Here is a 13,419-nt window from a genome sequence, read left to right as displayed (position 1 = left end):
GTAGGTTCGAATCCTACCTGCGGAGCCATTTTTTATAAAAGTGAGAAATGGATAAACATAATCCCAGTAGGGGTTATTTTTTTTGAATTTAGAGATCAAGTTCATGCTCATGTCCTTATGTATTACAGGAGCAGAGGAATAACTACATTAATTGAAAGCCTATTCGATTATATATTATTAAAAAAAGAGGATGACTGAAAAAGCCGTTTTTAACGGCCTTTTCAGTCATCCTTTTAAGAAGCGGTTATTTTATGTTGGAATGTAGTTATTTTGTTTTTTGTTTCTTCAATCAGCTGCTGGATTTTAGGGATATCTTGTTGCTCTTTTTTTGCTTCATAAAGGAGTGGGTAGAGACTCTTTTCGATATCTACATAATCTTTCGGATATTGTTCTTCTACTTGTTTTTCGATAACATCCCAATATTCATCAAGATTTTCAGCTGAGCTTTGAATGTTCTTTTTATTAGTGGTTGATTGTTGTAACTCTTCTAAAGCAGTTAAGACTTTTTCAATACCATCATTCAGGTCAGTAGATATGTTTTTATGGGTTTCTACTGCCTCCTCCTGTGAATGTTCTCTGGTTCGGTCTCCACTTTCATTCGAACTACAACCTGCTACCATCATCATAATAATGGTCGATGCACCTAAAAAATAACGAAATGTCTTCATATTATTCCTCCTATTTTTAATACATACCTATTTTATCCATTCGACTTATAGGTTAACCATGTCGATTTAACTCATAACATATCTATAGGCTTTCATTAGTTTAATCGCAAATTGATATTTAAATATGTTGATTTTTCATGTAAGATAATAGTAAAAGTAAAATAATAGGGAATTTTCGATTGATTTGTTAGAAAGTGCGGGGGAGGATAAATGCGTTTCGAAAAAAGTATTGAAAGGGATTTGGAGAAAAGTGGTAATATCTTTGCTGAAGTTTTGACAACATACTTTAAGAAAATGAAAGGTGACTCAAAAAGGCAGGTCAAAATTGATTACATAGATTCGCTTGTTTCTGTTATAGGTGGGTTTATTGCCATGATTGCAATCGGTTTTATTGCCATTTTTTTTGGGTATCCAATGGCGCTCGCTCCGCTTGGCGCAAGCTGTGTACTTGTGTTTTTAATGCATAAAGGTCCGTTGTCGCAGCCGCGACAAGTAATTGGAGGCCACTTTTTCTCTACTACGGCGGCGCTTACTGTATGGAGTATAATAGGGCACAGTTTATTTACAATAGGACTTGTGGTCGTAATTGTGCTCATGATTATGCTTATTACCGATACGTTCCATCCTCCAGCAGCAGCTAGTGCTCTTGTGGCTGTTAACTTTGAATTAGGTTGGGGTTTTCTGCTTGTGGTTATGATTGGAGCGTTACTGTTAGTAGCGGTTTCTACCTTCTATAATAATATCTTTCAAAAAAGACAATATCCACAGCACTGGTTATAGAAGAGTGATAGTTTAATAAAAAAGCTATATTAATTCTATTTAATGTTGGCTCATTTTGTGTGAAACGTGGATTTCGCTAAAATGAGCCAACATTATTTTGTTTACAATAATGTTTATCAATCTAATTTAAAATTTAATAAATTCGTTTCTATTCAGATTTTACCATATATATCTAATTGTTTCTGAGAACAATTTATACATTCATTTCTATGTTTAATGAATCTTGCTTCTCTTTTCATAATATCTTGAATGATCCAAACTCATTTGTTTAATCGTTTTGTTCTGCTGCTTGCGTTGATAAAGATTGTTTTGTGTTAATGCATAAATAACAAGTGCTGTACCGAATACTTCATATAAGCTAATAGGATGACCTTGTAACATAACGACGACCAGAGTAGTTACTGGTACAAAGTTTATAAATAAGATGCCGCTAACAGGAGAGAGAATTTTGATTCCTTTATTCCAAGCTAATAAAGCGATTAAACCTGGAAAAAGAATCATAAAAGTCATGTCATAACGCACTTGGTAGATGACCTCTAGGCTGGGAACATCTATAATATGAAAGGCCGTTGCAACCAAAGTAATCAGGCCTGTCGTAATCGTTCCTAGTAAACATGTTAAAGTAGAATATCGTAAGGTAGACCAGTCTTTAACTGATTCGCCTCCCATAGAATAAATACACCAACCAATGACTGCAATAAGCATGAATAAAATTGGGAATAGATTCGTTGTTAAGATAGAGGCAAAATCAGCGCTTCCGTTTGTCACGACAATAAAGGCGCCAATGAATGCGCAGGAAATTGTGATAAACTGATAGTTTTCGGGTTTCACTTTTTTATACATCCAAATGATTAAAATGGATAGCATCGGCATTATTGATTCCATAATAGATGCGACGACTACGCCTGAACGCCCCATCATATGTTGTCCTAGGAAAATAAGAATATTGTATACAGTAAAACCTGCTACACCAAATATTAAGAGTGTGAAAAACTTCCCTTCAAATCGAAACGCTGTTTTTCCTTCCTTGATGAATAAAATAATGACTAACAAAAGTGTAACGGAACCATATCGAATTAACGTGAAAAATAAAGGGTCTATGTATGTTAATGCATGATCCGCTACTGGAAACATCGCTCCCCAAGATATACTGGCAATTAAACAGAGAATAATGCCCGCCAGTTGTGTGTTACTTTTCATCTTGCCACTCCTTCCTAATTAATAATAGCTGTCTAACACATCTTATTGGAGGTATACTATTATGTAAAATGATTAAAAAAGATTAAAACCATCATTAAAAATGATAGTTAGAAGGTGTATATATGGAAATCCGAGATTTGCAGATCTTTCAAGCTGTAGCTGAGCATAATAGCATCAGTAAAGCAGCTGTGAATCTGAATTATGTACAGTCAAATGTGACGGCTAGAATTCAAATGTTAGAAAAAGAATTAGGAACAAAATTATTTCATCGCCATAAAAAAGGGATGGTTTTAACGGCAGAAGGGAAAAGACTATTAACACATTCCCAGAAAGTTTTAACAGAGTGGGCAGAAATAAAGAATTTATTTCTAGATTCAGAGAATCCTAGTGGAACTCTTACAATCGGTACTGTAGAAATCGTTAGTCAGCTTCCTTATATTTTATCTAGTTATTTTACGAAGTTTCCGAATGTCGATTTATCATTAAAAGCAGGTGTGACAGAAGAGCTTTTAACAGAAGTCCTTCATTATCAATTAGAGGGAGCTTTTATTACGGGACCTATCCAACATCATTTATTGGAGCAGTATCCAGTATTTGAAGAAGAATTGACTTTGGTTACGAATAGTCCTCAATTTGAGAAAACTCAGCTTGTTAATCAAACTTTATTAGTATTAAATAAAGGGTGTGGATATCGGCTAAAATTAGAAAATTGGTTGAAAGCAGAAGGAGTTTCTCCAAGGAGAGTTATAGAATTTAGTACGCTGGATATGATTATTAAAAGCGTTACATTAGGTTTAGGTATTACGGCTGTTCCGAAGTCATACATTGAACAGCTCTCAGATTATAAGAATTTATATTGTCATCAGATTCCAGAAGAATTTCAAACGATTGTTACTTTGTTTATCCGAAAAAAAGACACATACATGACGAACTCGGTCAAACAGTTATTAAATATTATTCTAGAAAAAAGGAATTGCTAGCGAGCGGGAATAATAGAGTTAATAATGAATCGATAGGATTATGAGGTGAATGTGGACTGATTCTTCATTTTAAAAAAGAGGATGCCTGATAGTGTATATGTTTCGGGCATCCTTTTCATGTTTAGCGTAATGCGTCAACGAGACTTTTTCCCCATCTGGACCATTACTTGGGATAATATCTTCATGCGTAACTACGTTTTGAATGACATATTCAGCTTTGTTTGCTTGTAACTCTGTGAACATTTAAAGTATAAATTTATTGAATATTTAAATATTTTTGTTTTGTTCAATCCTATTCTGTGCTACATTAAAAAAATAACATGAAAGGATGAACAACATGTCTCAGTTAGAAAATGTAACATTAATTAAAGAAGCGAATGTGTATTTTGATGGGAAAGTAACAAGTCGTGCAGTTATCTTGTCTGACGGTACGAAAAAAACATTAGGAATTATGCTTCCAGGGGAGTATGAATTTTCAACAGATTTAAAGGAAGAAATGGAAATCTTGGCTGGCCATTTAGAATATAAGTTGACAGGAGAAGGTTGGCAAACAATCGAAGGAAGCGGTGTTTTTTACGTTCCAGCTCAGGACAAGTTCCAATTGAAAGTACATACAGTGACGGATTATTGCTGTTCGTATATTAAGGAGTAAGATTTCTAGAACACCAAAGTTTCAGTTCATCTGAGGCTTTGGTGTTTTTTGCTATTGTAAACTACTTTTTTATTATGTTGACATATTTAAATGTAAACCTGTACAATGATGTTATTAACAATATATCATTTGGGGGATTATCATGAAGATTAAAGACATAACATACGTGGCTTTATTTGCAGCGGTGATGGGAGTATTAGGGCTTATTCCACCGATTATGTTAACATTTACGCCCGTTCCAATTACACTTCAAACATTAGGTGTCATTTTAGCAGGAGGAATATTAGGAGCTAGGCTCGGTGCGTTGAGTCAAATTGTATTTTTATTAATTGTTGCAGCGGGTATGCCTCTTTTATCAGGCGGTCGCGGTGGATTAGGAGTTTTTGTAGGACCGAGCGCAGGGTATTTATTTTCATATCCAATTGTTGCTTTTTGTATTGGTTATATATTATCTCGTGTTCGTACATTATCGTTAAAACATATTTTAGCTACGAATCTTACGGTAGGTATTTTCCTGCTTTATATATTTGGGATTCCAACTCAAGCATTTGTAATGAATCTTGATATTGTTGATGTAATCAAAATGAGTACAGTTTATTTACCTGGCGATATTCTGAAAGCCCTATTGGCCTCGTTTGTAGTTTACAAATTACGGAAAAATCCTGCTTTTAATCGAATGGTATCTAAATCTGCTGCTTGATTTGGGAAGGAGTATAGTATGCATAGAATTACTGCTACATATAGAACACATGCAGGGAATTTTCCGAATAAAGTGGCGATTCAAGTAATGGATGAATCGCTCTGTTATAGAGATTGGTATGAGAGGGTAGAGAAAACAGCTTCTTGGTTTAACGTATTCAATACTTCTAATCAAACAGTTGGGATTTTAATGCCAAATGGGATTCCATTTTTACAGCTTTTTGCAGGAGCAGCGGCGGCAGGATGGATCGCTGTTCCTTTTGATATAAAATGGCGGGAGGAGGAAATTCAAAAGCGTCTGGCTCTTTCGTCTCCTTTTGTTTTACTCACGACAAAAGAGTTATATGAACGTGTGAAGCACCTCCATCCTAATATCCAAGTGTGGGAGCCTTCTTGCTTAGAGAAAGTGAGTGAGATTGATAGAGTTGGTCAAGCAGGTAGTGGGGATATTCCCTTTTATTTAGGCTTTACTTCAGGATCAACGGGAGAACCTAAAGCATTTATTCGCTCCCACCAATCGTGGATTGCGAGTTTCGAATGCAATCTATACGATTTTCATATCGATGCGAATGATCATGTCCTGATTCCAGGTGCCCTGATTCATTCGCATTTTCTATATGGAGCAATTAGTACGTTATATTTAGGTGGTACGGTGTATGTATTAGAAAAATTCTCTGTATCTCAAACTTTATCAATTTTAGAGAATGAGCCTATTTCCATTGTGTATTTTGTGCCAACAATGATTGAAGCGCTGCTCAGAGAAGAAGAGGTCATTGAGCGTCCTGTGAAAATTATTTCTTCAGGTGCAAAGTGGGAACCGGATTCTAAACGAAGAATCCCAGAGGTGTTTCGCGATGTGTCAATGTATGAGTTTTATGGAGCAAGTGAGCTGAGCTTTGTGACGTTCTTATCTCATAGAGAAAATCAATTGAAGCCTAATTCTGTCGGTAAACCATTTCATAATGTAGAGATTCAAATTCGTACATCAAACGGTGATGTAGCGGAAACGAATGAAATAGGTAAAATCTATATTAGAAGTGATATGGTATTTATCGGTTATCTACATCCGCAGAATCGTACTATTCGTTCTATTCATGATGCAGAAGGCTGGGTTACGGTAGATGATATGGGCTATATCGATGAAGAAGGGTATCTGTATATAGCAGGCCGTGAGAAGAATATGATTTTATACGGAGGCATTAATATTTTTCCTGAAGAGGTAGAGGCCGTTTTATCACAGCATCGAGATGTGGAATATGTCGCTGTTGTTGGAATGGCTGATTCCTATTGGGGGCAAATGGTCGCAGCGGTCATCGTAGGGGCGGCCCCGAAACTGGAGTTGAAACGATTATGTAAGCAGCATTTAGCTGCGTATAAAGTTCCGCGTAAATGGTTCTTTATTGAGGAAATGCCGCTGACAGTAAGCGGGAAAATTGCTCGCGCACAAGTTCAAGAATGGATTGAGAGAAAGGAGGGTGTATTATTAGAAAAGCAGTGATTGTTCAGGCGAAACGAACACCGATTGGGAAAGAAAACGGGATGCTGCGAGAACTTCAGCCACATGAGCTCGCGGCACCAATTCTTCAACATTTGGCAAGTGGTATCGAGGAGAAAATAGATGAAGTAATACTCGGCAATGTCGTAGGTCCTGGCGGCAATGTAGCTCGTTTATCTGCTTTAGAAGCGGGTTTGCCTTACTCGATTACAGGATTAACACTTGATCGCCAGTGCAGTGCGGGTTTAGAAGCAATTCGTATGGCTTGCTATTTTGTGCAGGGAGGAGCAGGACGATGTTATATCGCCGGTGGTGTAGAAAGTACAAGCACCTCTCCTTATGAACAGCGGGCTCGATTTTCTCCCAATCGCATTGGTGATCCTGACATGGGGGTAGCCGCTGAACATGTTGCTAAGAAATATGAAATTAGTCGAGAGCGGCAAGATGAGTATGCGCTATTAAGTTATCAGCGCAGTCGAGAGGCTTATACGAATGGTCTGTATGAGCAAGAAATTCTTACAGTTGGAGAACAAAGCAACGACGAAGAATTGCTTCGTGAACGAAAAATGGAGAAGCTATTGAAACGAGCAAGACCGATTTTTGTGAAAGAAAATGGGACCGTAACCGCTGCTAATAGCTGTGCGATTCATGACGGAGCTTGTGCGACATTAGTGATGGAAGAAACGCTGGCGAAACAGCTGGGTTACCAACCTGTATTGCGCTTTGTTGATAGTCAGGTGTCCGGCGTGCATCCATTTTATCCAGGGATTGCTCCCGTATCAGCCATTCAAGAGTTGTTGAACAGAAACAGTTTAACGATAGAAGATATTGATTTTGTGGAAATCAATGAAGCATTTGCTTCCAAAATTGTTGCTTGTGCACAAGAACTTTCGATTCCTTATGATAAATTGAATGTATGCGGTGGAGCGATTACGATTGGACATCCGTATGGAGCGTCAGGCGCAATGCTGGTCACTCGCTTGTTTTATGAAGTTCAAAGGAGAAAGAATGTGAAATATGTAATAGCCGCAATTGGAAGCGCTGGAGGAGTTGGAGTGGCGGTGTTGTTTAAGGTAGTATGAGAAGACTTTTATCTTTTTAGCCAAGAAGACTCCCATCTTCAAGTCATAGTGAGCGAAGGGGAAGTGGGAGATAAATTGGCTTCTTTTTCGTTTCACAGAAGTATTCAATCAAGCTAAGTGATTCGCCTTTCAAACATTAGTTCACGAAAACGGATAATAGGCGAGGCGTTCGACTTTGGACCTGCGCTTTTTAAAGGTTCAACATTAATGAAAAAATAATAAAGATGCCTTTAGAAACCCTCAAGCCAGATTCTGAGGTTATACAGGTAATATTAATTTGTTATAAGGGAGCACTTTGAACAGTGTACTAGCTTTCATCTAATTTTTCAGGTGTTGAATTTTTAGCAGTGATACTACTATTTGGCACATATTTAACTTAAGAAATATTCAATTTTTAAAAGCTGTTTTTATTTAACAAAAGTGGCAGAAGCGTTAAACAAGAAAGGTTGTTAAAAATACTATATATTGTTACCTATTTTTAGGAAAAGGTGGTTTATTTGGAACCTATGTAATTTCAGAGGGTTTGATTCCAATTGTTAATGAAGCCAAACCTATTAATTTAACTTTAGATTCATAAAATGATTTTTTATTCATCTTTTCTTCCCTTCAAATGATTTTTGTACCAGAACCCTATGAAAATAATCAATTTATGAGTATCTAGTTTATTTAAATTATTTTGGATAGTCGCTATAAAACCAAATAACCCTATATTTTTGGGAATTGACCTAATATAAATTGTCTTTCCCACCTTCATCCAAATCAGATAGGAAAAAATTTCTGAAGGGGGAAATAATATATATTTTGGCAGTTCTCCCTCCTTTAAGCAGGGAAAAAAATCTTTTGCTTGCTGATAAGCCTTTTCTAAGCCCTTCTCCTTAGATTTAGGTTCAACAAGCAAAATACCTTTCCAAAATAAGTTTTATCCGTTTGGTAGATTAATAGTTAATCTTTTGTTAATTTAATATTTAATTTTTCCACTTTACGTAAAAGTGTAGTTCTATGGAGACCGAGTTTCTTGGCTACGACATATATATTTTTATATTTATTCCACAATTCTAATATATAATTGCTTTCGAATTCTTTAATCACTTCTTTTAAGGGACGAGTTTCATTTTCCGGATTCATTATGACGGGATGAGGGAGTTGTTGAAATGAATCAGATAAATCAGATTCACTTACTACTGGCCCGTCGTTTAGTACAACCAACTGTTCCACTACATGTTCTAGTTCTCTAATATTTCCCGGCCATGGATAAAATTCGAAAGCAAAGTATACTCCTTTAGAAAACTTTAAATCCCTTTGGTGTCTTTTATTAAACTTATCAAGAAAGTATTTGGTTAACAAATAAATATCCTCTTTTCGGTCTCGAAGAGGGGGAAGATGTAAAGTGATGACAGATAAACGATAATAGAGATCTTCTCTAAGTTTTTGTTCCTGAATGAGTTTTTCTGGGGGGTTATTGGTTGCAGCAATGATACGAATATCCACACTTCTATCAGTAACCTCTCCAACTCTGCGAACACGTTTATTTTGTAAAACGGTTAATAATTTCACTTGAAGATTAAGAGGTAATTCTCCAATTTCATCTAAAAACAGTGTACCGCCATCTGCTACCTCTATTAAACCTTTTTTTCCTTCTCCTAGGGCTCCTGTAAAGGCTCCCTTTTTATATCCGAATAATTCAGATTCAAATAATTGTTCCGGAATTGCTCCGCAGTTTACTTCGATAAAAGGTTTGTTTTTCCTTTCACTGAGAGAATGGATTTTCTCAGCAATCACATTCTTTCCCGTTCCTGTTTCTCCGAGAATCAATGCGGATGTATCAACTTTAGATAACCGATTTATACGATCTACTGCAATATCCATAGCTGGACTTTGAGCGATGAAGCCTGGAATTTCATTAATTTTCGATCTCAGTTTTTGTATTTCCTGTTCTTGTTGTTTAATTGATATAGCCTGTTTTTTTAGGCTCTGCTGTAATTTGTTCAATCGGGTCATGTCATAGACTGTATTGATAATTAAAATAAGATTTTGATATTTATCAAATACCGGAATACCAGTGACCAACCAAATATTTCTTTCGTTATTAATCTTTTGCATTATAGATACTTTTTCGCGATATTTCATTACTCTCGCTGTGACAGAATTATCAAAATAGCGACGCACAACCAACTCTGATACATGCTTGCCTTCCACCTCTTGTTTTGAAATCCCTGTTAATAATGAATAAGTATCATTAATTTTTAATGTGTAACCATCTCCATCGGTAATATAAATTCCTTCTTGAGCAGAATCCATTACGTAACCTACTACATCATTTAAAATGGGAACTTCCCTGTTTGCATTTTTGGGCTCTATAATTACGTGGTAAAATTTAAACATTTCTAAAACAATCTGCTTTATAGTACAGGAATAACAATCACCATTGAGGAAGATTTCTCTTTGAAATTTATCATTCTTATTTACCCAATTATTAATATCAACACATCTTATCATATCCGATGTAATTAACCCATCAGCCAACTTATTTGATTTAATGATATTTCCTTCAAAATCAACTAATGCACAGGCCCTATCTGTCCACTCGATAAAATCTAATAATTGAGAATCCTGAAGAATTCGACGATATGTATTCTTGGTTAAAGTCATTTCGGTACCTCCCCAATTTTTTTGCCTACTAGTTTGGTTAAAGAACAATGTTGGTTCTCACCATTTTTGACACATTCTTATTTCCAAACATTGTTGTACGCGCATAAAGTTGTGCATTTTTGCGCAAGTTGTGCGTTTTTTCTCACTTATTGTGCAAAAATGCACTATATTTAAATCGGATATTATGTAAAATTATATATTTTATTACGATTTATGGAAATTAAAATTTTTTCGACTACTCTTATATATGATTTGTTCTTTTTGTAAAGAAAGGAAAATATAGGTACTTTCACATTCGTTAGAGACATTGCTCTTTATAGCTATGAAATTATTAAGGAATTAAATTAATATTGGCACGGCACTTGCAAAGTATGAGAGTGAGGACAGAAAGGAGGAATTTATATGTATACGAAAAAAATAAACCAATTTAATTTAGGGCCTGACCTATTATTTGGAGTAGGCGCTATATCGCATGTTCCTGAAATTATTAATCGAGAAGGTTTTAAAAGAGTAATGATTGTTTGCGATGAAGGTATTGAAAAAGCTCAAATTTTGGATCAAGTACTAGAGGTCATTCGAGAGTCAAATGTCCAATGTACTTGTAATGTGTTTTCCAATGTAGAAGCCAACCCGACCACCGACACGATTGAAGCTGGTATGCATGTACTGAGAAGCTTTCAACCTGATCTCTTAATTGGACTCGGAGGTGGAAGTCCTATTGATGTAGCAAAAGCATTGGGGATGCTGGCTACTAATGGGGGGCTCATTACGGATTACGAAGGAATTGATCGATTCTCAAATGAACCAATCCCTCTTTTAGCTATCCCTACAACAGCTGGAACCGGAAGTGAAGTGACGGTTTTTACCGTGATAACTGATCCTGTTACAGAGTATAAGCTGACAGTGGGAGGCAGCAAACTTGCTCCTAAATGGGCAATCATAGATCCTTCATTAACCATAACACTGCCTTCGAAGCTTACAGCTGCTACTGGACTAGATGCACTCGTTCATGCTATTGAGTCTTATACATCTACTATGTCTCATGCTTTAACCGAAACGCTGGCATTAGACGCGATTCGTATTATTTCGTCCAATTTAAGACAAGCCGTCTTTAACGGGGAAAATATTTCTGCCAGAAGCAAGATGCTATATGGAAGCCTTATAGCAGGTATCGCCTTTAACAATACACGCCTTGGAAATGTTCACGCGATGAGTCATCCTTTAAGCGCTATGTATAATGTGCCGCATGGGGTGGCGAATTCAGTATTACTCCCTCACATAATGGAATTTAACTTACCGGCTGCTCCGGAAAAATTCCTGGATATCGCAAAAGCGATGGGAGAGCATATAGATCCAAATCAATCGATTATGGCAAATGCCTATAAAGCGATTGAAGCCGTCAAACAATTATCAAATGACATTCATATTCCAAAGGATTTTTCTGAATACAAGATTCGTGAATCTGATATTGTACCAATGGCAGAAGATGCAATGAAAAGCGGGAACATTGCAGTGAATCCAAGAAAGACGACTATAGGGGATATTATCTCTCTATATAAAAAATCGATTGGAAGTACTTCTTTCGAAACGGTATCTATAGAGGACTAAGTCACTCCAAACAATTTTGTAAATGCTTAATTAATTGGTGAAACTACAAGTATGTTCGTTACTTTTGTATATGAAACATCACTTTTAGCTTTTTCTTCTAATCTTGTCCTTCATCAGAGGAAGAATGCAGTAGCGTTACAAGATTGGTAAGTACGTTATTTCTTTGGAGGTGTAAATAAAGTTGAATTATCAAGAGAAAGAGAATCATATTAGTGAATCTAATCGTAAAAAACAAGTTAAAAAAGCAGCAATTGCAAGTGTTGTAGGAACGTCTATTGAATGGTATGACTTTTTTCTTTACGGAACGATGGCAGCGTTAGTTTTTCCACAGCTATTTTTCCCAGAGTCTAGCTCTTATATTGGTACATTGCAAGCATTTACAACTCTTTTTGTCGGGTTTCTTGCCCGACCTATTGGGGCTATGATCTTTGGTAATTATGGAGACAAGATTGGACGAAAAGCAACTCTCGTCATTACTCTGTTACTGATGGGCGTTAGTACTACGATTATAGGACTGTTGCCTACATACGAAAGTATGGGAGTTTTTGCATCTGTCTTATTGGTCTTATTGAGATTTATTCAAGGAATCGGTGTTGGGGGCGAATGGGGCGGATCCGTTGTCCTTGCCATAGAATGGAGCTCTAAGAAGCGTCGTGGATTAATGGGAAGTATGACTCAAATAGGTGTTCCAATTGGTCTTTTAGTGTCCTCTGCAGTTGTTTCTCTTTGCATCTTTCTTACAGGGGATAACTTTGTAACATGGGGATGGAGAATTCCTTTTCTAATAAGCATTTTACTTGTAATTGTTGCTCTCTACATTCGTCTTGGTATTGAAGAATCACCACAATTTACTAAGATGAAGAAAGAAAATCGCGTTGCTAAACAGCCTGTTTTAGAAGTAATTAAGCGACACCCAAAAGAGATTATTTTGGCAGCGCTTTCTCGTTTGTCTGACCAAGTACCTTTTTATATTTTTACAACTTTTATTATTTCCTATGGAGTAGATCATGTGAATCTGGACAAACAGTTTCTCACAAATGCCGTCATGCTTGTTTCAATTGCTTATCTTGTTTTTGTTCCGCTTTCTGCCCATTTATCAGATAAGGTAGGCCGGAAGAAAATGTACCTAATCGGATGCATGATGTCTATTCTGTTTGCCATTCCTTATTTTTATCTTTTCAATACAGGTTTAACGGCTTTAGTTATCTTGGCTATTGCCATTTCAGGTATTGGACCGGGGATAGTATATGGTCCGCAAGCTGCCTTGATTGCGGAAAATTTCCCTATTCATCTTCGATATAGCGGGGCATCAATCGCTTACCAATTAGCTTCCATTATTGGAGGGGGCGTTGCGCCTATTATTTCGCTTTATCTATTACATCAATATGGCAGTGCCATACCAATTGGTATCTATATTATGGCTTGCTGCGCTATCTCTCTTCTTGCTGTTGCAAAATTGAAGGATGGTTCGGGACAAAATCTTCAAGAGGGAGTCGATAACAGTACGGAAAATGTTACCGCTTAATCCAAAAGGAGTATATTTTATTGCGTGAGAGCACTATATGCATGGTAATTACGTTGTGTAATTAGGATGTTATTACGGTTG

12 protein-coding genes are annotated in these 13,419 nt (G+C 36.5%); 8 read left to right on the top strand and 4 right to left on the bottom strand.

The features are described from left to right. Positions 1–233: 233 nt before the first annotated feature. Positions 234–668 carry a hypothetical protein gene (locus D1953_RS12655; RefSeq protein WP_119117557.1) on the bottom strand — a complete coding sequence of 145 codons (435 nt, stop codon included), beginning with the start codon at positions 666–668 and terminating at the stop codon, positions 234–236. Between the two features lie 210 nt (positions 669–878). On the opposite strand from D1953_RS12655, the gene D1953_RS12650 reads away from it, so the two are divergent. Next, positions 879–1,448, top strand: a complete 570-nt coding sequence (locus tag D1953_RS12650; RefSeq protein WP_119117556.1) for an HPP family protein — start codon at positions 879–881, stop codon at positions 1,446–1,448. 213 nt (positions 1,449–1,661) lie between these two features. On the opposite strand, the gene D1953_RS12645 is transcribed toward D1953_RS12650, so the two are convergent. Further along, positions 1,662–2,648 carry a DMT family transporter gene (locus tag D1953_RS12645; RefSeq protein ID WP_119117555.1) on the bottom strand — a complete coding sequence of 329 codons (987 nt, stop codon included), beginning with the start codon at positions 2,646–2,648 and terminating at the stop codon, positions 1,662–1,664. 122 nt (positions 2,649–2,770) lie between these two features. Between D1953_RS12645 and D1953_RS12640 the strand changes: the two genes are divergently transcribed. The 5 genes from D1953_RS12640 (at position 2,771) to D1953_RS12620 (ending at position 7,556) form a co-directional block, all read left to right on the top strand. Then, positions 2,771–3,628: a LysR family transcriptional regulator gene (locus D1953_RS12640; protein WP_119117554.1), complete on the top strand. Its 858-nt coding sequence runs from the start codon at positions 2,771–2,773 to the stop codon at positions 3,626–3,628. Between the two features lie 337 nt (positions 3,629–3,965). Beyond that, positions 3,966–4,280: a pyrimidine/purine nucleoside phosphorylase gene (gene ppnP / locus D1953_RS12635; protein ID WP_119117553.1), complete on the top strand. Its 315-nt coding sequence runs from the start codon at positions 3,966–3,968 to the stop codon at positions 4,278–4,280. A gap of 142 nt (positions 4,281–4,422) precedes the next feature. Further along, positions 4,423–4,980 carry a biotin transporter BioY gene (locus D1953_RS12630; protein WP_119117552.1) on the top strand — a complete coding sequence of 186 codons (558 nt, stop codon included), beginning with the start codon at positions 4,423–4,425 and terminating at the stop codon, positions 4,978–4,980. An 18-nt stretch (positions 4,981–4,998) separates the two neighbouring features. Beyond that, on the top strand, positions 4,999–6,477 hold the full coding sequence (locus D1953_RS12625) for an AMP-binding protein (protein ID WP_119117551.1): 1,479 nt from the start codon (positions 4,999–5,001) through the stop codon (positions 6,475–6,477). After that, a complete protein-coding gene (locus D1953_RS12620; protein WP_182480599.1) occupies positions 6,462–7,556 on the top strand; it encodes an acetyl-CoA C-acyltransferase in 1,095 nt (364 codons plus the stop codon). Before D1953_RS12625 ends, D1953_RS12620 begins: the two co-directional genes overlap by 16 nt. Before the next feature lie 586 nt (positions 7,557–8,142). On the opposite strand, the gene D1953_RS12615 is transcribed toward D1953_RS12620, so the two are convergent. Then, entirely contained in the window at positions 8,143–8,454 is a 312-nt protein-coding gene (locus D1953_RS12615) for a hypothetical protein (RefSeq protein ID WP_119117549.1), read from the bottom strand. 44 nt (positions 8,455–8,498) lie between these two features. Then, positions 8,499–10,205 (bottom strand): sigma-54 interaction domain-containing protein, encoded by a 1,707-nt coding sequence (locus tag D1953_RS12610; RefSeq protein ID WP_119117548.1) that lies wholly within the window; start codon positions 10,203–10,205, stop codon positions 8,499–8,501. A 402-nt stretch (positions 10,206–10,607) separates the two neighbouring features. Here D1953_RS12610 and D1953_RS12605 point away from each other — a divergent pair, with 402 nt between their 5' ends. After that, positions 10,608–11,813: an iron-containing alcohol dehydrogenase gene (locus D1953_RS12605; RefSeq protein ID WP_119117547.1), complete on the top strand. Its 1,206-nt coding sequence runs from the start codon at positions 10,608–10,610 to the stop codon at positions 11,811–11,813. A gap of 181 nt (positions 11,814–11,994) precedes the next feature. Beyond that, positions 11,995–13,338 carry an MFS transporter gene (locus D1953_RS12600; RefSeq protein WP_245980101.1) on the top strand — a complete coding sequence of 448 codons (1,344 nt, stop codon included), beginning with the start codon at positions 11,995–11,997 and terminating at the stop codon, positions 13,336–13,338. The last annotated feature ends 81 nt before the right edge of the window (positions 13,339–13,419 follow it).

Source organism: Peribacillus asahii (assembly GCF_003570725.1).
GTDB classification, from domain to species: Bacteria; Bacillota; Bacilli; order Bacillales; family DSM-1321; genus Peribacillus; species Peribacillus asahii.
Note: the sequence above shows the minus strand (reverse complement) of the source record. Positions and strands in the feature narration are given on the sequence as shown.

Coding starts and splice junctions, on each gene's coding strand:
- D1953_RS12655 (WP_119117557.1), bottom strand. CDS start 668: ATGAAGACATTTCGTTATTTTTTAGGTGCATCGACCATTATTATGATG.
- D1953_RS12650 (WP_119117556.1), top strand. CDS start 879: ATGCGTTTCGAAAAAAGTATTGAAAGGGATTTGGAGAAAAGTGGTAAT.
- D1953_RS12645 (WP_119117555.1), bottom strand. CDS start 2,648: ATGAAAAGTAACACACAACTGGCGGGCATTATTCTCTGTTTAATTGCC.
- D1953_RS12640 (WP_119117554.1), top strand. CDS start 2,771: ATGGAAATCCGAGATTTGCAGATCTTTCAAGCTGTAGCTGAGCATAAT.
- ppnP (WP_119117553.1), top strand. CDS start 3,966: ATGTCTCAGTTAGAAAATGTAACATTAATTAAAGAAGCGAATGTGTAT.
- D1953_RS12630 (WP_119117552.1), top strand. CDS start 4,423: ATGAAGATTAAAGACATAACATACGTGGCTTTATTTGCAGCGGTGATG.
- D1953_RS12625 (WP_119117551.1), top strand. CDS start 4,999: ATGCATAGAATTACTGCTACATATAGAACACATGCAGGGAATTTTCCG.
- D1953_RS12610 (WP_119117548.1), bottom strand. CDS start 10,205: ATGACTTTAACCAAGAATACATATCGTCGAATTCTTCAGGATTCTCAA.
- D1953_RS12605 (WP_119117547.1), top strand. CDS start 10,608: ATGTATACGAAAAAAATAAACCAATTTAATTTAGGGCCTGACCTATTA.